Below are 24223 nucleotides of genomic sequence, written 5' to 3' on the forward strand. Positions count from 1 at the left end.
TCTCTGGGCTCGGGCGCGTGGACGCTCCGGCTATCGACAAAATGTCATCCATTGTGGAACTCCTGTCGGTGTCTACAATCTGCGCTGTCTGCTTGACCGGGGTTCCCACCAAGCCTGATGGATCGGGATGGCTCCGGTCGCGAGTGATGGCGGATAGATGCATTGCGCCTGATCAGAGAAACAGTCCCAAGATTGCCGATTTTGGCTGTACCATCGCGCGATGGCTGTCCTCCCGATCCAACTCGATCGTGCCAGAAGGACTCCGCTGGCTACCCAGATTTATTCGGCGATCCGAGACGGCATTGAAAACGGACGGCTCGCCCCGGGGGCGCGGTTGCCCTCTTGGCAGGATCTGGCCGCTCAACTCGGCGTCTCCCGCGGCACCGTGCGTGTGGCTTACGAGCGTCTCGTCGCGGAGCAATTCGTGATTGGTCTCGGGCCGGCAGGAACGCGTGTGGCCGAGCGGCAGTCCCGATCCTCAGTACCTGATTGGTCGCCGGAATCCCCGCTTCTGCCGGACCTCTTCTACGAATTCGGAAACGCGCCGCTGGCATTTCAGATGGGCGTGCCCGCTCAAGACGCTTTCCCGTTCAAGCTGTGGTCACGCATCCTGACTCGTGAGACCCGGCGGGTTGCAGCGGCGCCGGTGACGTATCCGGATCCGCGTGGCGATCCGGAGCTGCGAAAGGAGGTCGCGGCTTACTTGGGGCTGGCCCGCGGCCTTCAGTGCAATCCCTCTCAGGTGCTGATAACGGGTGGATTCTCCGGTGCACTCGGTCTGGCGATCCGAGGACTCCAGCTTGGAAGGATGGGAGCCTGGATCGAGGATCCAGGTTTTCCGCTCACTCGCACCGCACTCGGCCTAGCTGGCATGGCCGTGACAGCTATCCCGGTCGATGCGGAAGGACTGGACGTTGCAGCCGGTGTCCAGACCGCCGCTGGAGCGAAATTGGCAGTTGTGACGCCAGGCCAGCAGGCGCCGCTCGGCATGACGATGTCTCAGCCGCGGCGGTTTGCACTGATCGAGTGGGCTCGGCGCAACGACGCCTGGATCATCGAGGACGATTACCTGAGCGAACTGCAGCTGAAGGGACGGGCGGCTCCGGCTCTTGCATCTCTCGATCATGGAGGTCGGGTGCTGCACATAGGCAGTTTCAGCAAAACGATCAGCCCGGCGCTGCGCCTGGGTTTCATGGTCGTGCCGCCGGAACTGAGTCGCCGGTTCGCTGAGCTTGCTGCTTCCCTGGCGCCGGCGCCGGCCGCAGGCATGCAGCGTGCCGTGGCGGAATTCCTGCGGGACGGTCATTATCTTCGCCATCTGCGCCGCATGAAGCGGCTTTACGCCGCTCGAAGAGAGGCTCTGCTTCGTTGCCTGGGAGAAATGGCGCCAGACTCGATAAAGGTGCAGGCGACTGCCGGTCTTGCAGTAGTGATCTTGCTTCCCAAGTCCGCGTCAGACGTGGACATCGCTTCACGTGCGCTGGAGTGCGGGCTCGCGCCGCGTCCGATATCGGCGTGGTACATGCAACCGCCCCGGCAGCAGGGACTATTGCTCTGTGTGACAAACCTCAACGAACGGCGGCTGCCGGCGGACTGTCGTCGGCTGTTGGAATTGGCGCGATAGCAGTCGGACGAGCTAAGCCCCCGCCGCGTTCTTCGCGATGACGTTGCGGTAGAAGCTCGCGCTGAGTTTTGGTGTCCGCACCTGGGTGTCGAAATTGACGTGGTAGAGTCCGAAACGCTTGTTGAGGCCGAACACCCATTCGAAATTGTCGAGCAGGCTCCAGAGGAAATAACCGCGCACCGGCACGCCTTCCGCGGTGGCGCGCTGGAGCTGGGCAAGATAGTTGCGCAGATACATGATGCGGTCGGTGTCGTAGATCTTGCCGTCTTGCATCACCTGATCCTCACCGGATGTGCCGTTCTCGCTGATATAGATCGCATCGGTCTTCCAGATCTTTGCGGCGAGCTTCGGCACCCAATAGATCGTCTCGGGTCCGACGCGCAGCCAGTCCGAGTTCATGTGCGGAAAGGTTTTCGGGATCGGCAGCGGCATGAAGCCCGCGCCCTGGTCGGACGCGACAATGTAGTGCTGCGGCGCGTAGATGTTGAGGCCGAGGAAGTCGACCGGCGAGGAGATGACCTTCAATTCCGCGTCGGTGTATTTCGGCGCGTCGCGGCCTGCATATTTCAGAAACGCGTCGGTATAGCGGCCGGTCATGATGACGTTGAGATAGCCGGCGTTCAGCTCGCGCAGCGCGATCTCGGCGGCGCGGACGTTCTCGGGCGTGTCGATCGCGGGAATGCAGGCATCGATGTTCTCGGCAGGTCCGACGCGCGTGCCGCGGCGGCCATGGGCGCGCACCGCCTGCACCGCGAGCCCATGCGCGAGCGCGCTGTTATGCCTGACCTGGTTCACGTCGACCTGCGGCAGCGTCAGGCCGGGCGCGTCGATGCCGATGCCATAGCCAAAATAAACGAAGCGGCCACTCTCGTTCAGCGTAAACACGTTCTTGACGCGATCGGTGAGGTGCTCGGCGACATAGGCCGCGTAGTCGCCAAAGATCTTGCAGGTCTCGGTCGACCGCCAGCCGCCGAAGCGGTCCTGCAATGATTGCGGCAGGTCCCAGTGATAAAGCGTCAGCCACGGGTCGATGCCGTTCTTCAGGAGCTCGTCGATCAGGCGATCGTAGAAGTCGAGCCCCTTCGGGTTCGGCTTGCCATCGCCGTCAGGAAACACCCGCGGCCAGGCCACCGAGAACCGATAGGCCTTGCAGCCGAGCTCCTTGATGAGTGCGATGTCATCCTTGTAGCGGTGATAATGCTCAGCGGCGCGGTCGCCATTGGTGCCGTCCTCGATCTTTCCGGGGATGCGCACGAACTTGTCCCAGATCGAGGCCCCTCGCCCGTCCTCCTCGACCGCGCCCTCGACTTGATAGGACGAGGTCGCGGTGCCCCAGAGAAAGCCTGCCGGGAAGCCGCCGGCGCTGCGCGGTACCGCAGCCGGCTTGGCGTCGGCGATCTCAAGGGCACTTGCGATTCCGGCTGCGGATAGTCCCGCGACTTTCGCGAACTGGCGACGCGAGACCTTGTCCGACATTGATGCTGCCTCGAGATTGATGGTACGGCGGCACAATGACGGGGTGCGGTCCGTTTGAGAAGCGCCGGCACCGGAATTTGAGGATACGGCATCGCGCTGACCCAGGGCGCGAGATGTCGCGGCAAGCCATGCTGCGCTCAGCGCGAGCGTTTGGGCAGCTTTGGCAGTTTCGCGGGATTGAAGGCTGGGATCTCCCCGGTCCGTTCAGGCGCCGCCGCGGGCTGTTCCGTCAGAATGAGCGTTCCCTCGAGGACGACGCCCTGCGCCTGCCCCGCGGTCGCCGTGTAGGTCGCGATCTTGCCGGGGCACGTGCCTTCGATGTCCAGCGTGAGTTCATCATAGACGCCGAACACCGTGTCACGCCCTTCGGTGTGACGCTTCGTCGATACGGTCGCGGTGAAACGATCGCCATCGACCCGGCAGGAACCGTGATATGTCATCAGGCTGTCGCGGCCCCAGATCTGGCCGTCGGCGACATGGACGATGCCGGTGCCCTGGTCGAATGGCGTCTTGTACCACGCCGCGTAGGTGCCATCCTTCAGCATGGGAGCGGTCTCCCCCTGATCTTGCTAGGCTAATCATCCACATGATCAGGGCTAAAGCGCGGTTAATGATCCGGCCCGTACCAATCCGGTGGTCCGCCTCAGGGCATCAACTTCCTCAATCATGTTCAGGATGATGAACGCCGGGCGAGCGAGTTTTGGCGCGATTTCGCGCGAACGACGCCTCCTGTTGCACGCTCGACGTGCTTTTGCTACGGTTGAGGTACGCGCCTCATTTCACCTCATGGGCCGACGGGTGATCCCGCCCCTGCCGCAAAGATGCGGATTGGCGGCCGACCTTTGCGTCCCGTGAGGAGGGTGAGGCATGTGCCCAATTCGGGCTGAAGCAGAGTTGGCCTCCATCAAGGGCTGACCGCACAAGGGGAGGATGACATGCAGCGTCACTTGATCGCAGGCGTATCTGTCGCGTTCGCACTGGTTCTGGGCCTCGGCTCGGCCAATGCGGCCGACAAGAAGGTTCTGGCCTTCGTCGTCAACGGTGCGTCCGACTTCTGGAAGATCGCGGAAGCCGGCGTGAAGAAGGCCCAGGGCGAACTGCCCAACTACAATCTTCAGCTCAAATATCCAGAACAGGCCGCCGCTGCCGTCCAGCAGCGCATGATGGACGACCTCGTCGCCGCCGGTGCCGCCGGCATCATGGTCAGCGCGGTCGATCCGAAGAACCAGGTCGAGCACCTCAACAAGATCGCCTCGCAGACGCTGCTGTTCACCACCGACAGCGACGCGCCGAACTCGAAGCGCATCGCCTATATCGGCTCGTCGAACGTCGACCTCGGCAAGGACGCCGGCAAGCTGATGCTCAAGGCACTGCCGAACGGCGGCAAGTGCGTCGGCTTCGTCGGCCTGCCCGGCGCCGACAACGCCCGCGAACGCATCGAGGGCGTCAAGGAGACCATCAAGGGCTCGAAGGTCGAGCTGGTCGACGTTCGCGGCGACGAGATCGATCAGACCCGCGCCAAGCGCAACGTCGAGGACATTCTCGCTGCCATGCCCGACGTGAGCTGCCTGGTCGGCTTCTACTCCTACAACACGCCTCGCATCTATGAAGTGCTCAAGGAAGCCGGCAAGCTCGGCAAGATCCAGATCATCGGCTTCGACGAGGATCCGATCACGCTGGGCGGCGTCAAGGAAGGTGCGATCGCCGGCACCGTCGTGCAGCAGCCGTTCGAGTGGGGTTATCAGGGCATGAAGCTGATGGCGAAGTACATTGAGGGCGACAAGTCCGGCGTGCCCGCCAACGGCATCATCATCGTACCCGGCAAGGTCATCGACAAGAGCAACGTCGACGACTTCATGGGCTCGATGAAGGCAATGCTCAAAAAGTAGGAGACGTGCGGGCATTGCCCGCAGCCTTCAATGACTGAGCCGTTCCTCGAACTCGTCGACATCAGCAAGAGCTACCCCGGCGTGGTCGCACTCGACCACGTCGGCCTTGCCGTGTCGCCGGGCGAGGTGATCGCGCTGATCGGGGAGAACGGCGCCGGCAAGTCGACCTTGATGAAGGTGCTCGGCGGCGTGGTTGAGCCGAGCGGCGGCCGCATCCGCGTCGACGGTGTCGAGCGGAACGCGCTGACGGTGGCTGAGGCGATCACCGCAGGCATCGCCTTCGTCCATCAGGAGCTCAACCTCTTCGACAATCTCGACGTTGCCGGCAATGTGTTCATCGGCCGCGAGCCCGTGCATGGCGGGCCGCTGCGGCTGATCGACCGCAAGGCGCTCTACGCCAAGACGCAGCCGCTGCTGGACCGTTTGGGGGCCGATTTCGCGCCGGACGCGCCGCTCGCCGAGCTGTCGCTGGCCCAGCGTCAGCTCGTCGAGATCATGAAGGCGCTGTCGCTCGATGCGCGCCTTGTGATCATGGACGAGCCGACATCGAGCCTGACCCTTTCCGAGACCGACCGGCTGATGCGGGTCATCGCAGCCCTGAAGGCCCACGGCGTCAGCATCATCTTCATCACCCATCGCCTCAACGAGGTGATGCAATGCGCCGACCGCGCGGTGGTCTTGCGCGACGGCCGCATGGTCGGCGCGCTGACCCGCGCCGAGCTGTCGCCGGCGGCGATGATCCGGTTGATGATCGGGCGCGACCTCAAATCGCTCTACGTGCCGCCGGCCGCCCCACCTGGCGAGCCCGTGCTCGACATCGTCGAGGCGGTCACCGATACCTATCCGGAGCGCGCAGTGAGCCTGTCGGTTCGCCGCGGCGAGATTTTGGGGCTGGCCGGCCTCGTCGGCTCCGGCCGGACCGAGCTGGCGCGCGTCGTTTTTGGCGTCGATGCGCTCCGGGGCGGCGCGATCAAGCTGAACGGCGAAGCGATCCGCGTGACAAACCCGCGCGCGGCGATCGACCATGGCATCTACCTTATCCCGGAGGACCGCAAGGGCTGCGGGCTCCTGCTCGACGTGTCGATCGCCGAGAACATTTCGCTGCCGGACCTGGCGTCCTATCTGCGCTACTTCCTGGTCAACACGGCGCAGGAGACGAAGAATGCCCGGGTCCAGCGCGAGCAGCTCAAGATCCGTGCGCCGGACGTTGCAACCACGGTCGGCTCGCTGTCCGGCGGCAATCAGCAGAAGGTCGTGCTGGCCAAATGGCTGTCGATGCGGCCCAAGGTGCTGATCTTCGACGAGCCGACGCGCGGCGTCGACGTCGGCGCCAAGCAGGAAATCTATGAGATGCTGCGCCGGCTGACCGACGCCGGCGTCGCGATCCTGATGATTTCGAGCGACATGGAGGAGGTGATCGGGGTCAGCGACCGGATCGCCGTCATGCACGAGGGGGCGATCTCGGGTTTCCTTGATCGCAGCCAGTTCAGCGAGCACAACGTGCTTCAATTGGCCGTCGGCCACGCGGTTTGAGATGAGGGTGCCTTGAACAAGAAAGATCTGAGCCTGCTGGTCCTGATCCTCGTCGTCGGCGCGGTCGTGGCCTTCATCAATCCGCGTTTCCTCTACGTCGGCAATCTCTCCAACACGCTGAACCAGGTCGGGATGTTCGGCATCTTCTCGATCGCGGAAGCCTTCGTGATCATCATCGGCGGGATCGAGCTCTCGGTCGGATCGGTGATCGCCCTGCTCGGCGTTCTCTTCATCGACCTCATCGTCAATCACGACGTCAACTGGATGGTCGCCTTTGCCGCGATCATCGCGAGCGGCCTCGTGATCGGCCTCGTGCACGGCGCGCTGGTGACGCGGATGCATATCCAGCCGTTCGTGGTGACGCTGTGCGGACTTCTGATCTATCGCGGCGCGGCGCGCTATTACACCGAGGACGCGACGGCCGGCTTCGGCTTCGGCGCCAGCTTCCCGACGCTGGAATGGCTGACCGCGGGCCGAACCAATTTGCTGGGCTTTCCGGTCCCGCACAGCCTTGTGGCGCTGATTGTCGTCGCCGCCATTGCATGGGTGCTGCTGCACCGCTCGGTGTTCGGCCGTTATCTCTACGCCGTCGGCAAGAACGAGGAGGCCGCGCGCTATTCCGGCATCCGCTCCGAACGCGTGATGGTTTCGGCCTATGTCATCTGCGGCGGGCTGACCGCGTTCGCGGCGATCCTGTTCGCGATGTATACCCGCTCGATCTCGCCGGCCGTGCACGGCTCGTTCTACGAGCTCTATGCCATCGCCGCGGCCGTGCTCGGCGGCTGCTCGTTGCGCGGCGGCGAAGGCTCGATCGTCGGCGTCGTGCTCGGCACCGTGCTGCTGCAGGTGCTGCAGAACCTGGTCAATCTGCTGGGAATCCCGAGCTCGCTGAATTTCGCTGTGATGGGCGCAGTGATCCTGATCGGCGTGCTCGCCGACCAATATCTCGTCCAGCGCCGGCAACGCGTGAGCACGGCCAAGGGCCGGACGCAGGCAAGCCTCGCCGCCGCCCCCCTCGAAGGGTGAAGGTGAGGTGAGCGGCGCGCCGCTTACGCAGCGGCGTCGGTTTTGCTCACCTGAACCGGCGCCGGCAAGGCGTCAGAAGCCACACTCCGCATAGCCTTTCCGCGCCAGGCGGAAGTGCGAGCCGTCGCCGACGAAATCAACGTCCAGACATTGGTTGCCGCGACGAAACGCGCCCAATCCCTCGCAATGCAGATATTCGAGGTTGATGCGCCATCGCTTCTCCGACGGCAGATAGGTCGCGAAATCGTGTTGGGCGCGCGCAGGGCCCTTGCATATCCCGGCAATATATTGCCGGATATCGCTCGGAAGGACGCCGATGTGCTCTGAATTCAAGGGATCGTCATGACCAACGCCTCCCGATCGCGCGTCGGCTGGAGGCGCCGCAGAAACCGTCAAGCTCAATCCCAGCAGGAATGTTCTGATCCACATTGTCTCTGCCTCGTCGTGCTCGCGTAACGTCGCACTATAGCGCCGGAGAGCTTACGGGCAGCTGGCAACATCGTGCCTTGCGGCCGATCAAGGTTTGGACCGGGATGTCGGGGCCGGAGACCGCGGCTGCCGCCGGGTAGTGTCTCAGTTTGAAATTCATCGGAACATTCGGTCGGCGATTTCAACCAGAACGCGGACCGCGCCGGGAAGCAGAAAGAAGCCAACGATCCAGCCGACTATGGCAATGGGCCATGATGGGGTCGCGGGCAGCCGCGTTGCGGTCCAAAAGACCAGCGCCGATGCTATCGCCGAGCAGGCACCAATAACGACTGCCTCGCGATCTTTGAAGGCGGCTTGCGGAAGTCCGACCAGCAAACCGATTGCAAGTAGGCCGAATGACCAGCCGCCTCCGAAGAGAATTGCTCTTAGCAATCCCTTCATGTTGCCCTCCGTTGCGCCGGTAGCTCGCGGGAACCGTTTGTTCTCAACCATATGACCTAGTTGATACCCAACGGAAGCTGCGCCAATTGAAATATCTGCACGCGCGTTGATAAATCTCGTGAACGAATAAACAGTATCTCACCTAAGAGCGTCTTTGATGCCTCATCTTCAACGTACAGTTCGCAGTCGGGATGCGGGGCGTCGTCCATCTTAGACATTGCGAATTGTGCGCTTACTGAGAGACTACCTGCCGCCGGGCAGCCGTCCGGGTCGCCTGGTTGGCCACGGCCATGGATGCGGCGGAAGACTCTGCCTCAGAACGTCACCCGCGCCCCCGCATAGAAAGCCCTTGGCCTTGCCGGGCTCAGCGAGCGCGGATCGGTGAAGGGGTTGCCGCCGTTGGTGAAGTTCGGCAGCGCGCCGGTGTCGAAGAACTGTCCGTAGGTCGCGTAGCGATTGTCGAGGACGTTGTCGACCTTGCCGTAGAGCTGGACGTTCTTGGTGACCTGGTAGGACGTATGCAGGTTGAAGACCGTGTAGGACGGCAGCTTCGAAGATTGGTTGGACTCGTCGCCGACCAGGTATTGGCCGGAGACGAACAGCGCATTGCCGCCGACTTTCCACTCGTCAGTAACAGCGTAATCGACGCCGACCTTGACGCGGTGGCGCGGGATCGCGGGGATCTGGTCGCCGGGCAAGACCTGGATGTGGCCATCAGCATCGGCGAACGGGCTGTTCGAGCCAAGCGTCAATGGATCGAGGAAGCGGGCATCGATGAAGGTGTAGCTCGCCTGGAACTGAAGCGCCTGTGATTTGATGTTGACCTCGGCCTCCAGCCCCTGACGCCGCGTCCTGCCGACATTGGTGAAATAGCCAAAGCCGGTTCTATCAGGAACAGGGACGGCCAGGATGTCGTCATGGTTGGTGGCGCGGAAGCCACCGAGCTTCCAGCCGAGCGTGCCTATGTTCAGCTCCCTGGTGCCGCGCAGCCCCGCTTCCACGGTCTTGGACACAACCTGCTTCAACGGCGGATCGGAGACCAGAAACGCCGCGATGAGACAGGGATTGTTCGGATCGGCGCAGCCGAGCTCGAGCGGCGTCGGCACACGGTTGGCCTCGGAATAGCCGGCATAGGCGGTCAGCTCCGACGTGATCTTGTAGGTGCCGCCGATCACCGGATTGAACCGTGTGTAGGTATAGTCGCCGTTGAGCGCGGTACCGAGTTGATCCTCCAGCGAGATGCGCGCCACATTGAAGCGGCCTCCGCCTGTGATTGCGAAGGCATCCGTCACGTTGAACGTATCGGTCGCATAGAGGCCGTTATATTGATTGACCGTCCGCAGCGAGACGGGACCGGCAAGCCCGGTCGCGACCGTGCCTGATGGCCCGAGAAAGACGCCGCTGCCAGTCACGACGTAGTTCTCTGCGATCGAGCCGATCTCCGCCATGGCATCGTAGCGCGTGGTGCTGGCATCGTAGCTCGTGCCGATCACGAAGCGGTTCTCGTGCCCGAACAACTGATCGGTGTTGGTGGCCTGCCCGGAGACGCCAAAGCTGGTCGACCTGATCGAGCTCCGATCGATCTCGCCGAGGATCGTGCCCGGCGCAAAAGGATTGCCGAGCTGGACGCCGTTCGTGCCGTTCGCAGGAGTCGCACCGTCGCCGAAGCACAGCAGTGTCGCGTCCGCCGCACACTCGCCGACCTCGGTCGGATTGCCGTCGACGACCTTGTGCTCGTACCGGCGCACGTGAGCGGTGCCTTCGAGCGTCCAGGTCGGCGTCGCGTCGGCCTTGGCAGTCAGGTTGAGATAGCCGACGCGGTTGGAACTGGTCTGCGGTGTCGTGTAGGTCGCGCCCCAATAATTGTTCAGGAGCTCAGCCGGCACGGTGGCGCTGGCGCCGAAATCGTTCTTGGCAGCCCCGACGTTGAGGTGGAATTCGCTGTCCCCCGCCTTGTAGCCGACGTCACTGTAGAAGCGCCGCACATCCGATTGGGAGAAGTTGCGGAAACCGTCGTCGTGCAGGCCTTCGAGCGCGGCGTAGACGCCGTAGTTCTGGTCGACCTGCTTGCCCCATTGTGCCGAGCCCTGGATGCGGCCGAACGAGCCGCCCATGACATCAAGCTCCGTGCCTTGATAGGTGAAGCCATCCTTCATCTGCAGATTGATCGCGCCACCGAGCGCGTTGAGGCCAAAGGCGGGATTATTGGTCACCAGCGTCGCCGACCTGATCGCTGCGGTCGGGATCAGGTCCCAGTTGACGGCGTCCGAGAACGCTTCGTTGATGCGCACGCCGTTCTGGTACACGGCCAGTCCCTGCGGCGTGCCCGTCACGGGCGAGGCGATAAAGCCGCGAAACTCGACATTGGGCTGGAACGGGTTGCCGGTGACCTCGCTGATGCTGACGCCGGCGATGTTGTCGCGCAGAGCATCCGTGACGTTGAGCGAGCCGGTGCGCTTGATCTGGTTGGCGTCGACGGCGTTGATCGCCGACGGAACCTTGTCGACCTCGAGACCTCTGCCGGTGCCGGGCGCCGTCGGATAGACGTAGATCCTGCCACTACTCTTCGGCTTCCCGGCGTTCGCAGCCGTCTGCGCGACGGGGCGCGACGGCGCGCGACGCGCGATCGGCTGCGGCGCCACCACCTCGACCGCGGGCAAATTCTGGACGTTGGTCTCTTCGTCTTGCGCGGCGCGCCCGTCGGCCACGAAAACCAGGCTGGACAGCAGCCCGGTCGAGACCGAGGCCATCAGCAGATTTCGCACGTGTCCCAGCTTGCCCATTCCCTCGCCCCATCAGGCACCACCGGCTGTTTTCATGTTCGCCGTTTGGTCGAGACGAGTGTATTCGGCGGCAGCTCACGCACTAGCCACAAAAGGTCGGGCAATATCCGCACCCGTTTTCCCGACCAAATCGGGAATTTTTCCCGATCGGGAAATCTCCTGCTTGAAGCGGGCGCGATCAGGCCGCCGCGGTTGGAACCAGCGCCTCTACGGTCACACCGCTTTCGCCCGTGGCGACGTTGAGGGTGCCACCGAGCGCCAGAATGCGCTCGCGCATGCCGACGAGGCCGAAGCCGAGCTTCTGGCCAGGCTCCATGCCGCGCCCGTTGTCACTGACCCGCACACGCGCACAGAAGCGGCCATCGCGGCCCGGCTGCTCCGCCGGCTCGATCACGACATTGATTGCGGTCGCGCCGGCGTGGCGGAACGCGTTGGTGAGAGCCTCCTGTACGACGCGATAGATGGTGAGGTCGGCAGTCTCACCCGTGACGCCGAGTGCGGGCGAGATCGTGGTCTCGATGGTGACGTCGGGATGCGATTCCCGCCACAACCGCGATAGCGATTCCAACGCCTTGCCGAGACCTAGCTCGGCAAGTCCGACCGGCCGCAACCGCTCCAGCACGCGGCGCGTGAACTGCTGCAGCGCGTTGATCTGCTCCAGCAGCGCGCCGCCGTGTTTTCTCACGGCGTCCGCACTCGGCGCCCGTCCATCGGCGAGCTTCGCCAGCGCACTGGCATGCGCGCGCAGCGAGAACAGATAGGGCCCGAACTCGTCATGCAGCTCGCGCGCGATCTCCTTGCGCTCGACGTCCTGGAGCGACACCGCGCGCTCGGCAAGGCGACGCTTGTCCTCGACCGCCTCGCCCAGCGTCGCCGCAAGATGATTGAGCCTGGTGCAGATCGCCGCAAGCTCGGGCGCGCCACCGGGCGCAACGCGCGCATCGTAGTCGCCGTCCTCGATCTCCCCCATGGTCTGCGCCAGGGACTGGAGCGGCGCAAGCGCCCGGCCGACAACCGTCATCATCACCAGGAACAGCACCAGCGCGATCACCGAGCCGACCTCGAGCTGGGTAACGATCGCGTCCCAGATCTCGGCAATCTCGTCATTGGGATGCGAGGTGATCACCAGCGAGCCTGCCCTGCCATGAACGGAGACCGGCACACTGACGGCGGTCTGTTCGGGATGAACCAGGCTGACGAACCAGGCCGGCGGCCCCGGCGTATCGTCATCCGCATCGGGCCGCGGTGGGGTCAGCGGGTTACCACCGGCATCGCGGAGCGCGATGCTGACATGACGCAGACGGTTCAGATCATGCGCGATCTGGTTCAGCCTGGCGTCGGGATCCGGCGCCTCGTTGAGATCGGCAACGATCATCTCGATGAATTCACGCGCCAGCCGGATCACGCTCTGGTCCTCGGCCTGCACGCGCGGCCCCGCCTCCGCGACCTGGCGGGCGATGTTGACCGCGAGCCCAAGTGCCAGCAGCAGCGCCAGCAGAAGGTTGATGCGCCCGCGCAAGGAAAGATTTTGCCACATTGCTTTCGCCCGTGCCCCGCCATGGGTCGCCCGCGCCTGTCCGATAGCGTTGACAGGGGCGAAGCGCCCGATATCTAATCGGAAGCGTACAGCAATCCCGGCCGGGTTGCATGACCGGACATTTTTCCTCGTTCGGCATCATGCGGCGCGAAATCGCGAAACCAAAGAGTCCGGCGCTGTCACGGGGAACGCCTATGCGCATTCTGATCGTCGACGATCATCCCATTGTCGCCTCCGGCTGCCGCGCCGTGCTGGCCGACGAGGGCGAGATCGAGATCCTGGAGGCTGCTGACGCCGAAGACGGGGAGAGCATCTTCATCGTCGAGCGCCCCGACCTCTGCGTCATCGACATCAACCTGCCGACGGTCTCCGGTTTCGAGCTGGCGCGCCGCATCCTCGAGCGCGCGCCTGAAGCGCGCATCATCATGTTCAGCATGAACGACGACCCGGCTTTCGCCGCGCGCGCGATCGAATGCGGCGCCAAGGGCTATGTCTCCAAGACCGGCGACCCCGATGATCTCGTCGAGGCGATCCGCAGCGTCGGTGGCGGCGGCACCTATCTGCCGAGCGCGATTGCCCGCAGCATCGCCTTCGCAGGACCCACGCTGGCGCAGAGCCCGCTCTCGAAGCTGAACGCACGCGAGATGGAGATCTTGCGGCTGCTCAGCGCGGGAAAAAGCCTCTCCGAGATCGCCTGGCTGGTGCAATCGTCCTACAAGACCGTCGCCAACACCTCCTCGATCATGCGCCAGAAGCTGGGGGTGAAGACTTCGGTCGAGCTGGTGCGGCTGGCGATCGACAGCGGCGTGGCTTAAAGAGCGCCACAAATTTCGGTCACACAAGCATTGCATTCTCAATGTGGTGAGATGCCACGGAGCTATCAGGCATGACGATCCAGACTGCCTCGACCAACAGATCCTATGGCGGCGTGCAGGGCGTGTACCGCCATGCGAGCCAGACGACCGGAACCGACATGGTGTTCTCGGTCTATGTTCCCGCGCATGCCGAAGGCGCCAAGCTGCCCGTGGTCTGGTATCTCTCCGGCCTCACCTGCACCCACGCCAACGTCACCGAGAAAGGCGAATTCCGCAAAGCCTGCGCCGAGCTCGGGCTGATCTTCGTCGCTCCCGACACCTCGCCGCGCGGGCCCGACGTGCCTGGCGACGCCAACAACACCTATGATTTCGGCCTGGGAGCCGGCTTCTATGTCGACGCCACGCAAGAGCCGTTCGCGCGGAATTACCGGATGTGGAGCTATGTGACCGACGAGTTGCCGAAGGTCGTGGCGGGAAATTTTCCCGTCGATGCCAAGCGACAATCGATCATGGGCCATTCCATGGGCGGCCACGGCGCGCTGACGGTAGCGCTGCGCAACCCGCACCGCTACCGCGCCGCCAGCGCATTCGCCCCGATCGTGGCACCATCCCAGGTGCCGTGGGGTATCAAGGCGCTCACCGGATATCTCGGACCGAACAAGGATACCTGGCGCAGCCATGACACTGTGGCGCTGATCGAGGACGGCGCGAAATATTCCGGCTTCCTGGTCGATGTCGGCGAGGCCGATAATTTCCTGAAAGAACAACTCAGGCCCGAGCTGCTGGAGGCGGCCTGCACCAAGGCCAACATCCCGCTGACGCTGCGGCGCCAGCCGGGCTATGACCACAGCTATTATTTCATCTCGACCTTCATGAGCGATCATCTGCACTGGCATGCGGAGAGATTGAAGGGGTGAGATCTTTCTTCTCCCCTTGTGAGGAGGGGTATACCTCCACAACCGCAGTATCGTAGGGTGGGCAAAGCGAAGCGTGCCCATGATTTCTCTCGAATCATTGATTGAAGGTGGGCACGACGCAAGTGCGCCTTTGCCCACCCTACGATTCCAGACTCGCTGAGCGAATATCCACCTCACGGCCTGCCGTAGTTCGGCGCCAGCAGGCGGTTGCGGATCAGATAGCTCATCGTGCGCGTCCAGGATTCATCGGTATTGCCGCGCATGTCGGCGCTCGCCGCAGTGATCATGTTGCCGGTCTTCACGTCGCGCAGATAGATGTTGAGATTGATGATCAGGTTCGAGACCTTCTGCACCATGCCTGTGATCTCGACGTCCGCACCCAACTGTCCGGCAAGCTTGAGGTCGCAACCGCCGCAGGCCTGCAGATTGCTGTGACGGGCCGCATCCCTGACCGGCGCGATATCGAGCACCTGGAACTTGCCTGAATCGGCCAGTTCCTTGCGGAGCTGCTCACTGATACGATCGAGGCGCGCCTCTTCCGGCTTCGAGCCATAGAACTCGCCGGGCAGGCTGGTGTCGATCAGCTCGAAATCGAACACGGCAAGCTTCGGCGGGTCGGCCAGTGCGGCCGATCCCGTCAACAGCAATGCCGCGAAACACAGCAGCGCTCGCACGATCGTGATTCCAGCGCTTGCGCGCGTGAGGACGAAATGCGGGGTTGCAAGCCTTGCCAAATCGGTCATGCTTCCAGCAGAAACAATTCTCCACCGGCGGTCAAGCCGGGGAGGACGTGACGGAGGAAGCATGATCCGATGGTTGCTCGGCCCGATCGGCCTGTGTCTGGCAGCAGCGCAAGCGCTCGCGGCCGACCCTGTGACGATCGGCGTCGGCTATCTCGGCGTCGCCGGCACCAGATCGACACTGTCGCTGGTCGAGCAGCCCGCCGAGAATGACGGCCTCGCCGGCGCCAAGCTCGCGATCGAGGACAACAACACCACCGGCAAATTCCTGGGCCAGCGCTTCACGCTGGAGGAGCACCGCATCAAGGAGGGAGAGGATCCGGTCCAGGCTGCATCCGCGCTCGCTGAGCACAATGGTTTTATTGTCGCCGACCTGCCGGCCGATGCACTTCTGAAAGTGGCCGACGCCTTGCGCGACCGCGGCACGCTGCTGTTCAACGCCGGCGCCATCGACGAGCGACTGCGCGAGGCCGATTGCCGCGCCAACGTGATCCACACCGCGCCGACGCGCGCGATGCTGGCGGATGCGCTCGGCCAGTATCTGGTGTGGAAGAAATGGTCGCGCTGGCTTCTGGTGGTCGGCTCGCATGACGAGGACAAGCTCTATGCCGACGCGCTCCGCCGCGCCGCGACGCGGTTCGGCGCCAAGATCGTACAGGAGCGCACCTTCGAGGACACCGGCGGCGCACGCCGCACGGATTCCGGCGTCACGCTGATCCAGCGGCAGATGCCGGTGTTCACGCAACAGGCGCCCGCTTACGATGTGCTCGTCGCCGCTGATGAAAGCGAGGTGTTCGCGGCCTATCTGCCCTATCGCACATGGGATGCTCGCCCCGTCGCGGGCTCGGCCGGCCTCGTGCCGCGCAGCTGGGACGCCGCGCAGGACCAATGGGGCGCGACGCAGATGCAGAATCGCTTCATGAAGCTGAACGCGCGCCGCATGACCGCGCTTGACATGCAGGCCTGGACCGCAGTGCGCATGATTGGCGAGGCCACCTCGCGGACCAATTCCGGCGACGTCAAGAAAGTCACCGACTTCATCAAGGGGCCGAATTTCGAGGTCGCCGCCTTCAAAGGCACCCGACTCACCTTGCGCGACTGGAATCTTCAGCTGCGGCAGCCGATCCTGCTGGTCGACGGCCGCATGGTGGTGTCGGTGTCGCCGCAGGAAGGGTTTCTGCACCAGGTCTCCGAGCTCGACACGCTCGGCTATGATCGCCCGGAGAGCAAATGCAAGCTGAAATGAGGATTTGGATGCTGCGTGTGGGATTGCTGTCCGGACTGGTGCTGGCGGCAGCGCCCGCGCATGCTTTCATTGCCTATGTCTCGAACGAGAAGAGCAACACGGTGTCGGTGATCGACACCGACAGCTGGACCGTGACCAAGACCATCAAGGTCGGCCAGCGTCCGCGCGGCATCGAGTTCACCCGCGACGGCAAGTTCGTGATGGTCGCGGTCGGCGACGATGACACGATCCAGCTTATCGACGCCAAGACGCAAGGCGTGGTGGACACCCTGCCCTCCGGCCCCGACCCTGAACTGTTCACCCAGGATGCCGCCGGCAAGACGCTCTACGTCGCCAACGAGAACGACAACACGGTGACCGTGATCGACCTGGAGAAGCGCGCCCGCCTCGGCGACATCCAGGTCGGCGTCGAGCCCGAGGGCATGACCATCAGCCCTGACGGCAAGACCCTGATCAACACGTCCGAGACGACCAACATGGCGCATTTCATCGACACGTCATCGCGCCAGATCGTCGCCAACGTGCTGGTCGATCCGCGGCCGCGCTTTGCCGAGTTCAAGCACGACGCCTCCGAATTATGGGTGTCCTCCGAGATCGGCGGCACCGTTTCGATCGTCGATCCTAGAAAGCACGAGGTGATCGGCAAGGTCACATTCGACATTCCGGGCCTGCGGAAGGAGGCGATCCAGCCCGTTGGCATCGGCATGACCAAGGATGACAAGACCGCCTTTGTCGCGCTCGGGCCCGCCAACCGCATCGCGGTGGTCGACATCGCCACGCGCAAGGTGACGAAATATCTCCTGGTGGGACAGCGCGTCTGGCACATGGCGTTCACGCCGAATGAAAAATACCTGCTCACGACCAACGGCGTTTCCAACGACATCTCCGTCATCGACGTCGCCGCGCAGAAAGTGATCAAGACCATTCAGGTGGGCGAGCTGCCCTGGGGCATCACGATCGCGCCATGACCAGCCCTGCTCCCATCGCCGAACCACACAAGACGCCACGGCCCGATCCCGCCGCGGTGCCGGCGCTGTCGATCGATAGCGTCAGCCACGCCTACGGCCCGCGCCGGGCGCTGACCGACGTCTCCTTCAATGTGCAGCCGGCGAGCTTTACCGCCCTGCTCGGCCTCAACGGCGCCGGCAAGAGCACACTGTTCTCGCTGATCACGCGGCTGTTCGGCATCCAGACCGGGCGCGTCGGCATCTTTGGCCATGACGTCAGCAAGAGCCCCGGCGAGGCGCTGCGCCTGCTCGGCGTCGTGTTCCAGCCGCGCACGCTCGATCTCGACCTGTCGCTGACGCAGAACCTGCTCTATCACGCCGCTCTCCACGGCATCAGCCGGCGCGAGGCGGCCACCCGCAGCGCCGAGCTGCTCGGCCGCATTGGGCTCGAAGACCGCGCCGGCAGCAAGGTGCGCGATCTCTCCGGCGGCCAGATGCGGCGGCTCGAGATCGCACGCGCGCTGCTGCACCGGCCACGACTGCTGCTGCTGGACGAGCCGACCGTCGGCCTCGACGTCAAGGCGCGTGCCGACATCATCAGCCATGTCCGCCAGCTCGTGACCGAGCAGGGCATCGGCGTGCTCTGGGCCACACATCTGTTCGACGAGATCATGCCCAGCGACGATCTTGTGGTGCTGCACCAGGGCAAGGTGCTGGCGCGGGGCCCCATGAACCGCGTCATCACCGAGGCCGGTGCGCTAGACGTCAACACCGCCTTCATGCGCCTGACCGGCGCGCAAGTGATGCCCGGAGGCGGCGCATGAGCAGCATCACCACGCGCGATGTGCCACGCGGCTTCACGGCTGCCGAGTACATGACCTGCCTGACCGGCATCGTCTGGCGCGAGGGCCTGCGCTTCCTGCATCAGCGCGAGCGCTTCGTCTCGGCGCTGGTGCGGCCGCTGGTATGGCTGTTCATCTTTGCCGCCGGCTTCCGCCAAGTGCTCGGGATCTCCATCATCCCGCCTTACGAAACCTACATCCTCTACGAGGTCTTCATCGCGCCGGGGCTGATGGCGATGATCCAGCTCTTCAACGGCATGCAATCCTCGCTCTCGATGGTCTACGACCGCGAGATGGGCAATATGCGCACGCTGCTGGTGAGCCCGCTGCCGCGCGGCTTTCTCTTGTTCTGCAAGCTGCTGGCGGGCACCGCGGTGTCGCTGCTCCAGGTCTATGCGTTCCTGATCATCGCCTGGTTCTGGGACATCACGCCACCTCCGATCGGCTACCTCACCGTGCTGCCGGCGCTGATACTATCAGGGCTGATGCTGGGATCGCTCGGCATGCTGATCTCCTCCGGCATCAAGCAGCTGGAGAACTTTGCCGGCGTGATGAACTTCGTCATCTTCCCGATGTTCTTTGCGTCATCCGCACTTTACCCGCTCTGGCGGGTACAGGAGGGCAGTCCCTATCTCTATTATGTCTGCCAGGCCAATCCGTTCACCCATGCGGTCGAGCTAATCCGCTTCGCGCTGTATGGGCAGATCAACTGGATCTCGCTTGCCGTGGTGGGAGCTTGCACAATCGTCTTCATGATCGGCGCGATTTTCGCCTATGATCCGTCACGCGGGCTGGCACGGCGCGGGCCGGCGGGAGGCGAAGGATGAAGGTTCGGACAGCAGCCATGGCGGCCCTTGCGTTCGCGGTCTCCGCCACCGCCGCGCGCGCCGCCGATCCGCGCTATCCCAACTGGCCGTGTGCGCAGGCCAAGGTTCCGGAGATTTCACTGGCCGCCGTCTGGGCCGGTCCGGAGCTCGGCGACGCCGAGACCAAGTGGAAGGACGACAGCAAGATCAGCGCGCTGGTCTCGAAGCTTGCGGCGCGCAAGACGCCGCTGGACGAGGCCGAGAAGTCGGTGAAGGAATTCCTGGCCGGCTCCGCCGCCGACAAGAGTACCAACGCAAAGCTGCTGTTCGCAGGCCTGTTCGACACGCTGAACGCCCAGCGCTCCCAGGTCATGGGCGGTCTCGAACGCGTCAGCCGCAAGCAGCGCGAGGCCGCCGACAAGATCCGCGAGGAGACCATCCAGCTCCAGGCGCTCCAGGACGCCACGCCGCGCGACGACACCAAGGTCGATGCCATGAGCAACCAGCTGATCTGGGAGACCCGCATTTTCGAGGACCGCCGCAAGGTGGTGCGCTTCGTCTGCGAGGTTCCGACCACGATCGACCAGCGCCTGTTCGCGCTCGGCCGCGTCATTCAGCAGGAAATGGAATAGCGTCAGCCCTGCTGACGACTTTCATAAAAGTTCCCGCGATATCAACATGATCATTAATGTTTGCCGCGCTATCTGCCGGAACCAAATCGATCTAGGATGGCTTGTCCCGTGAATCCAAAACGCCGGGAGGCCGCGATGGGAACAGCAAAATTTATCTTCGCAAGCGCTGCAGCCATCACCATGCTTACATCCAACGCCTTTGCTGACGACATGACCGGAATGGTCACGAGCATCAACAGGCTCAACAACACGATCTCGATCCAGGAGACGCAGAAGGGCACGGTCGGCGGAAGTGCCGGCGGCGCCGGCGCGCTCCAGCAGTACAAGGCCAAGGACGCCGCGATGCTGGATGCCGTCCATGCCGGCGACAGGGTGACTTACACTGCGACCGATACGGATGGGGCGAGCACGCTGACGAAGTTGCAGAAGCAGTAGGATTCAGGTCGCCGCAGTCGGACTGATTGATGTAAGCGAGACTGCATCCACGCCGTCATTGCGAAGAGCCCTTGCGGCGAAGCAATCCAGATTGCCTTCGCAGGACAGATCCTGGATTGCTTCGCTGCGCTCGCAATGACCGGGAGAGCGCCGGGCCTATTGTTCAGGCCGCGGCTCCGGCTGCGCCTCCTCCGTCGGTAGCTTCGCGTGCTCCCAACCGTCTGTCCCTTCAGGATACCAGGCGACGTTGGAATAGCCGTAAGCCAGCGCGCGCTTGGCGGCGTTCCAGGACATCCAGCAATCGGCGAGGCAATAGATTACGAGCAGCGCGGCCTTGTCGCCGTGCGAGGCCTGCTTGAGCCCGCGCTGGAAATAATCATCCATCGCCGGCGGCAGCGCGCCATAGCCGGTGTCCGGCAGCCAGAGACTGCCCGGAATGTTTCTGCGCGGCGTATCGCGCCACACCGTGCCCGCGGGAAGGTTCTTCGGCTTCGGTGCGCGCGGAAGCACGTCGATGAAAGCACCGCCCTTCGCGCGCCAGATCGTCTCGGCGTCGGTCGTCGAGAGCACGCGCGCGCCTTCCAGGGTCTCCGGCACCGGCGCGCGGTAATTGTCGGTGCGATAGCCTTCCGGCTCGAACGGCTCTTGCTGCCGCGCCTGATCTTGCTGCGCCGATACCGGCACCGCCAGCAAGGCGGCGACCAGCGCAGCGGCAAGGGGCCATCTCATGGCGCCTTCTTGGCCGCCTCCACGCCGAGCGGCCGATCGTTCTCGTCGAGCAGGGGCACACCGAAGTCGATCAGGATCTTGTTGATCTCGCCCTGGTTCTCCTGGATCAATTTGTTGAGCTGCCGCTTCCAGTTCTGGTCGGCGGCACGCACGCCCATGCCGATGCGATAGACCAGTTTTGGGCCAGAGGTCTCCTTCACCAGCGGCGTCACGTGCAGCGAACCGGCCTTCTTGGCGTAGTACCCCGCCATTGGTCCCCACAGCACGCCGGCATCGATCTTCCCCGAGGTAAGATCGTCGATCATCGCCTGCGCCGAATTGTCATAGCGTGTGTCGATCATCAACGGATAGGGCTTGGCGTCGCTCATCAGCCCGGCGATCGCCATGTTGGTTGCCGGCGGCGTGCCGGCGATGATACCGACATGCTTGCCCTTCAGCTTTGGATCCTCGAGCGTGTCGATATCCTCGAGCCCGCTGCCGGCCTTGGCCACCAGCGCATAGGTGGTGCGGTAATAGGGATTGGTGCCTTGCACGATGTCGTCACCCTGGGGAAAACCCATGATAACGTCGCAGCGATGCGCGCCCAGCGTCATACGCACGAAGCCTGTCGCCTGCGGGAAGAACACGTAGTCGAGCTTCTTCTGCAGCTTGTCGGCGAACAGCTCGGCGAGCTTGTTCTCGATGCCTTCGCCCTTCTCGTTGGAGAACGGCATGTTGCGCGGATCGGCGCAGACCCGCAGCACCTTCGGGTCGACCAGCTCGAACGAGAGATCGCCACCATCACTCGTCTGCGCGCGGGCAACGTCGCCGATCGCACAAGACGCCGCCATCAGACATAGTGAAAACAACCAGCGACGATGTCGTCCGGCCTCCATCGCGCTTCCTCCTCATTTCCCTCGAATGCTATCCATGCAAGGCAGGACGCACCCTCTATTGTTTGCCAAACTTAGTGTTGGCTCGTTGTGTTGCAGTGCAATGAGGCAAATCCTGAACTGAGGCGGAAAAGTGTCGCAGCTCATCTCAAAGATCGCAGCCCTATCTCTGCTTGGACTCGCGACGCTAGCACGCGTCGGGGCGGCCGAATTGCCTGTGAGCGAAGTCGCGGCCGGAATCTTCGTGCACTCCGGGGCCATTGCCCTGATGACCCGCGAGAACGAGGGCGATATCGCCAATGTCGGCTTCATTGTCGGCGACGACGCGGTGGCCGTGATCGATACCGGCGGCAGCCTGCGTGAAGGCGAGGCGCTGTTGGCGGCGGTGCGGGCCCACACCAGGAAGCCGATCCGTTACGTCATCAACACCCACGGCCATCCCGACCATGTCTTCGGCAATGCCGCTTTTGTCGCAGAGGGAACCAGCTTCGTCGGACACAGCAAGCTCCCGCAAGCGCTGGCGACGCGTGGACCGTATTATCTCGATAATTTCCGCCGCATCATGGGTGGCGAACTGATAGATCCCGTGAAGATCGTGCCGCCGACCGTGCTGGTGAAGGACACGATGACGGTTGACCTCGGATCCAGACGGCTGACCTTGCGCGCATGGCCGGCCGCGCACAGCGACAACGATCTGACCGTGTATGACGAGACCACGAAGACGCTGTTCGCGGGCGACCTCGTCTTTCTCCGCCACATTCCGGTAATGGATGGCAGCATTCGCGGCTGGCTGGGCCTGCTGAAGGAGCTCGAGGCCGTCCCGGCGATCCACGTCGTCCCCGGTCACGGCCCTGTGAGCGACTGGCCTGCCGCTTTGGCCGATGAAAAGCGTTATCTCACGACGCTGCTGTCGGATGTCCGTGCCCTAAACAAGAAGGGCGAGCCGATCCGAACGGCGGCTGACACGGCCGCCGCGACCGAGCGGTCGCATTGGGAACTTTTCGACGATTACAACGCCCGCAACGCAACCGCAGCATTTTCTGAAATTGAATGGGAATAGCGGGCGCGCTACGTTGGGATCAGCTACGCTGACCCAGACTGCTTCGACCGTGCGAGACCACGACCATGATGGGATGCACACGCCGCCTGCCCCTGATCGCCGCGCTACTCGGCATCGCCTTTGCGTTGCCTGCGAGAGCCGAAGAGGCCTACGATCCCTGGCCGGGCCTGGTGCAGGATATCTTCAATAACCGTCCGATGAACGACGGCGCTGATGTCATCGCCATCGAGATGCCATATCGCGCCGAGGATGCGGCGATCGTGCCGGTGACTTTGCGCAGCAAGCTATCGCCCGCCGATAGCCGCCGCATCCGCTCGATCACGCTGGTGATCGATCGCAACCCGGCGCCGATGGCCGCGAAATTCGATCTCGGGCCGGATGCCAATGTCACCGAAATCTCTACGCGCGTGCGCGTCAACAATTACACCGATGTGCATGCGGTCGCCGAACTCAGCGACGGGCAGCTCTACGTCTCCAAGACCTATGTGAAGGCATCGGGCGGCTGTTCGGCGCCGGCAGGGAAGAATGCCGAAGAAGCCAACAACCGCCTCGGCCAGATGCGCTACCGGCAATTCGCACGCGAGGACGCGCCGGCGAGCCGCATCCGTGAAGCCCAGATCATGATCGGCCATCCCAACAATTCCGGCCTGCAGATGGATCAGGTAACGCAGCTCTATATTCCCGCCTTCTTCATCAATCAGCTGAAGCTGACGCAGGACGACAGCCCGGTGCTGTCGATGGAAGGCGGCATCTCGATCTCGGAAGATCCCAACCTGCGCTTCACCTATGTCTCCAATGGCGCCAAGCGTTTCCGCGCGGAGGCCAAGGACACCGACGGACACTTGTTCCGGAACGAGTGGGACGTGGAGAAGTCTGGGACGTAGACCCCTTGCTGTCATTCCGGGGCGGTCCGCAGGACCGAACCTGGAATCTCGAGATTCTCAGGTGCGCAATTGCGCACCATGGTTCGCGCTTCGCGCGCCCCGCAATGACGGTGCTAAGTCAAAAACACCTCACCTCAGCTTCAGCCTGCGCCCGTCTGAGATCATTCACGGCCGCATTCGCCTGCTCGGATGTCCGGAACTGGGTCCCGAGATTGCCGCGAACCTGGGACATGCTGAGCGCGGTTTCGGCGGTGACGTAGCGCTCGTAAGAGACGATCGAGGCGACCACGTCGATTGAGCAGGAGCATTGCTCGATCGCCTGCCGCGTCTCGCCATTGGCTTTCATGCAGCCATAAACATATTCCGCGCGCGCCGAGGTCGGATAGTCATTGGCCTCCTCAGCCCTGGCCGCGTACACGGTCGCGGCCAGCACAATCACAGCGGCGACAATCGGTCGTATCCGTCCCGCACAATCCATGAGCGTCCTCCGGCTGGTTGCGATGGAAGCTATGCTATGCGTATTGTCCTGAAAAGCACTCTGTCCGAGGAAATGGCTCACA

24 protein-coding genes are annotated in these 24223 nt (G+C 63.4%); 14 read left to right on the forward strand and 10 right to left on the reverse strand.

Annotated elements, in window-relative coordinates:
* The first annotated feature begins 220 nt into the window (after window positions 1-220).
* On the forward strand, window positions 221-1624 hold the full coding sequence (gene pdxR, locus L6639_RS27360) for a MocR-like pyridoxine biosynthesis transcription factor PdxR (RefSeq protein ID WP_237864734.1): 1404 nt from the start codon (window positions 221-223) through the stop codon (window positions 1622-1624).
* A gap of 12 nt (window positions 1625-1636) precedes the next feature.
* On the opposite strand, the gene L6639_RS27365 is transcribed toward pdxR, so the two are convergent.
* Both L6639_RS27365 and L6639_RS27370 read right to left on the reverse strand, forming a co-directional pair.
* Window positions 1637-3100: a GH1 family beta-glucosidase gene (locus L6639_RS27365; RefSeq protein WP_237864735.1), complete on the reverse strand. Its 1464-nt coding sequence runs from the start codon at window positions 3098-3100 to the stop codon at window positions 1637-1639.
* Between the two features lie 137 nt (window positions 3101-3237).
* Complete coding sequence (locus L6639_RS27370; RefSeq protein ID WP_237864736.1) at window positions 3238-3645, reverse strand: hypothetical protein; 408 nt, start codon at window positions 3643-3645, stop codon at window positions 3238-3240.
* 390 nt (window positions 3646-4035) lie between these two features.
* Between L6639_RS27370 and L6639_RS27375 the strand changes: the two genes are divergently transcribed.
* The 3 genes from L6639_RS27375 to L6639_RS27385 are packed head-to-tail and all read left to right on the forward strand — an operon-like array spanning window position 4036 to window position 7548.
* Window positions 4036-4989 (forward strand): sugar-binding protein, encoded by a 954-nt coding sequence (locus L6639_RS27375; protein WP_237864737.1) that lies wholly within the window; start codon window positions 4036-4038, stop codon window positions 4987-4989.
* A gap of 30 nt (window positions 4990-5019) precedes the next feature.
* Window positions 5020-6522 (forward strand): sugar ABC transporter ATP-binding protein, encoded by a 1503-nt coding sequence (locus L6639_RS27380; protein WP_237864738.1) that lies wholly within the window; start codon window positions 5020-5022, stop codon window positions 6520-6522.
* Window positions 6523-6534: 12 nt separating this feature from the next.
* Window positions 6535-7548 carry an ABC transporter permease gene (locus L6639_RS27385; protein WP_237864739.1) on the forward strand — a complete coding sequence of 338 codons (1014 nt, stop codon included), beginning with the start codon at window positions 6535-6537 and terminating at the stop codon, window positions 7546-7548.
* Between the two features lie 72 nt (window positions 7549-7620).
* Here L6639_RS27385 and L6639_RS27390 read toward each other — a convergent pair whose 3' ends face one another.
* The 4 genes from L6639_RS27390 to L6639_RS27405 form a co-directional block, all read right to left on the reverse strand.
* Window positions 7621-7881 (reverse strand): hypothetical protein, encoded by a 261-nt coding sequence (locus tag L6639_RS27390; protein ID WP_237864740.1) that lies wholly within the window; start codon window positions 7879-7881, stop codon window positions 7621-7623.
* A gap of 252 nt (window positions 7882-8133) precedes the next feature.
* Window positions 8134-8418: a hypothetical protein gene (locus L6639_RS27395; RefSeq protein ID WP_237864741.1), complete on the reverse strand. Its 285-nt coding sequence runs from the start codon at window positions 8416-8418 to the stop codon at window positions 8134-8136.
* Window positions 8419-8732: 314 nt separating this feature from the next.
* The gene (locus L6639_RS27400) at window positions 8733-11201 is read right to left on the reverse strand and encodes a TonB-dependent receptor (protein WP_237864742.1); all 2469 of its coding nucleotides are present in this window, start codon (window positions 11199-11201) and stop codon (window positions 8733-8735) included.
* Between the two features lie 178 nt (window positions 11202-11379).
* A complete protein-coding gene (locus tag L6639_RS27405) occupies window positions 11380-12738 on the reverse strand; it encodes a histidine kinase (RefSeq protein ID WP_237864743.1) in 1359 nt (452 codons plus the stop codon).
* Between the two features lie 194 nt (window positions 12739-12932).
* Here L6639_RS27405 and L6639_RS27410 point away from each other — a divergent pair, with 194 nt between their 5' ends.
* Both L6639_RS27410 and fghA read left to right on the forward strand, forming a co-directional pair.
* The gene (locus L6639_RS27410) at window positions 12933-13553 is read left to right on the forward strand and encodes a response regulator (protein ID WP_237864744.1); all 621 of its coding nucleotides are present in this window, start codon (window positions 12933-12935) and stop codon (window positions 13551-13553) included.
* 71 nt (window positions 13554-13624) lie between these two features.
* A complete protein-coding gene (gene fghA / locus L6639_RS27415) occupies window positions 13625-14470 on the forward strand; it encodes an S-formylglutathione hydrolase (protein ID WP_237864745.1) in 846 nt (281 codons plus the stop codon).
* A gap of 173 nt (window positions 14471-14643) precedes the next feature.
* Here fghA and L6639_RS27420 read toward each other — a convergent pair whose 3' ends face one another.
* Entirely contained in the window at window positions 14644-15213 is a 570-nt protein-coding gene (locus L6639_RS27420) for a DUF3280 domain-containing protein (RefSeq protein WP_237864746.1), read from the reverse strand.
* A 61-nt stretch (window positions 15214-15274) separates the two neighbouring features.
* Here L6639_RS27420 and L6639_RS27425 point away from each other — a divergent pair, with 61 nt between their 5' ends.
* The 6 genes from L6639_RS27425 (at window position 15275) to L6639_RS27450 (ending at window position 20118) form a co-directional block, all read left to right on the forward strand.
* The gene (locus L6639_RS27425; protein WP_237864747.1) at window positions 15275-16456 is read left to right on the forward strand and encodes an ABC transporter substrate-binding protein; all 1182 of its coding nucleotides are present in this window, start codon (window positions 15275-15277) and stop codon (window positions 16454-16456) included.
* On the forward strand, window positions 16441-17424 hold the full coding sequence (locus L6639_RS27430) for a YVTN family beta-propeller repeat protein (RefSeq protein WP_237864748.1): 984 nt from the start codon (window positions 16441-16443) through the stop codon (window positions 17422-17424). The genes L6639_RS27425 and L6639_RS27430 overlap by 16 nt, the downstream gene beginning before the upstream one ends.
* Window positions 17421-18227: an ABC transporter ATP-binding protein gene (locus L6639_RS27435; protein ID WP_237864749.1), complete on the forward strand. Its 807-nt coding sequence runs from the start codon at window positions 17421-17423 to the stop codon at window positions 18225-18227. The genes L6639_RS27430 and L6639_RS27435 overlap by 4 nt, the downstream gene beginning before the upstream one ends.
* Window positions 18224-19072 (forward strand): ABC transporter permease, encoded by an 849-nt coding sequence (locus tag L6639_RS27440; RefSeq protein ID WP_237864750.1) that lies wholly within the window; start codon window positions 18224-18226, stop codon window positions 19070-19072. The genes L6639_RS27435 and L6639_RS27440 overlap by 4 nt, the downstream gene beginning before the upstream one ends.
* Window positions 19069-19683: a hypothetical protein gene (locus L6639_RS27445; RefSeq protein WP_237864751.1), complete on the forward strand. Its 615-nt coding sequence runs from the start codon at window positions 19069-19071 to the stop codon at window positions 19681-19683. Before L6639_RS27440 ends, L6639_RS27445 begins: the two co-directional genes overlap by 4 nt.
* Before the next feature lie 135 nt (window positions 19684-19818).
* Window positions 19819-20118: a copper-binding protein gene (locus L6639_RS27450; protein ID WP_237864752.1), complete on the forward strand. Its 300-nt coding sequence runs from the start codon at window positions 19819-19821 to the stop codon at window positions 20116-20118.
* Between the two features lie 156 nt (window positions 20119-20274).
* On the opposite strand, the gene L6639_RS27455 is transcribed toward L6639_RS27450, so the two are convergent.
* Both L6639_RS27455 and L6639_RS27460 read right to left on the reverse strand, forming a co-directional pair.
* Entirely contained in the window at window positions 20275-20847 is a 573-nt protein-coding gene (locus L6639_RS27455; RefSeq protein ID WP_237864753.1) for a PQQ-dependent catabolism-associated CXXCW motif protein, read from the reverse strand.
* Window positions 20844-21677 (reverse strand): substrate-binding domain-containing protein, encoded by an 834-nt coding sequence (locus L6639_RS27460; RefSeq protein ID WP_237864920.1) that lies wholly within the window; start codon window positions 21675-21677, stop codon window positions 20844-20846. Before L6639_RS27460 ends, L6639_RS27455 begins: the two co-directional genes overlap by 4 nt.
* A gap of 310 nt (window positions 21678-21987) precedes the next feature.
* On the opposite strand from L6639_RS27460, the gene L6639_RS27465 reads away from it, so the two are divergent.
* Entirely contained in the window at window positions 21988-22779 is a 792-nt protein-coding gene (locus tag L6639_RS27465) for a quinoprotein relay system zinc metallohydrolase 2 (protein ID WP_377803191.1), read from the forward strand.
* Between the two features lie 65 nt (window positions 22780-22844).
* The gene (locus tag L6639_RS27470; RefSeq protein ID WP_237864755.1) at window positions 22845-23663 is read left to right on the forward strand and encodes a quinoprotein dehydrogenase-associated SoxYZ-like carrier; all 819 of its coding nucleotides are present in this window, start codon (window positions 22845-22847) and stop codon (window positions 23661-23663) included.
* Between the two features lie 118 nt (window positions 23664-23781).
* Here the strand turns inward: L6639_RS27470 and L6639_RS27475 are convergent, their stop codons facing one another.
* A complete protein-coding gene (locus tag L6639_RS27475) occupies window positions 23782-24141 on the reverse strand; it encodes a hypothetical protein (RefSeq protein ID WP_237864756.1) in 360 nt (119 codons plus the stop codon).
* Window positions 24142-24223: the final 82 nt, after the last annotated feature.

Origin of the sequence: Bradyrhizobium zhengyangense (assembly GCF_022012555.1) — a bacterium.
In the GTDB taxonomy this organism is placed as follows: Bacteria; Pseudomonadota; Alphaproteobacteria; order Rhizobiales; family Xanthobacteraceae; genus Bradyrhizobium; species Bradyrhizobium zhengyangense.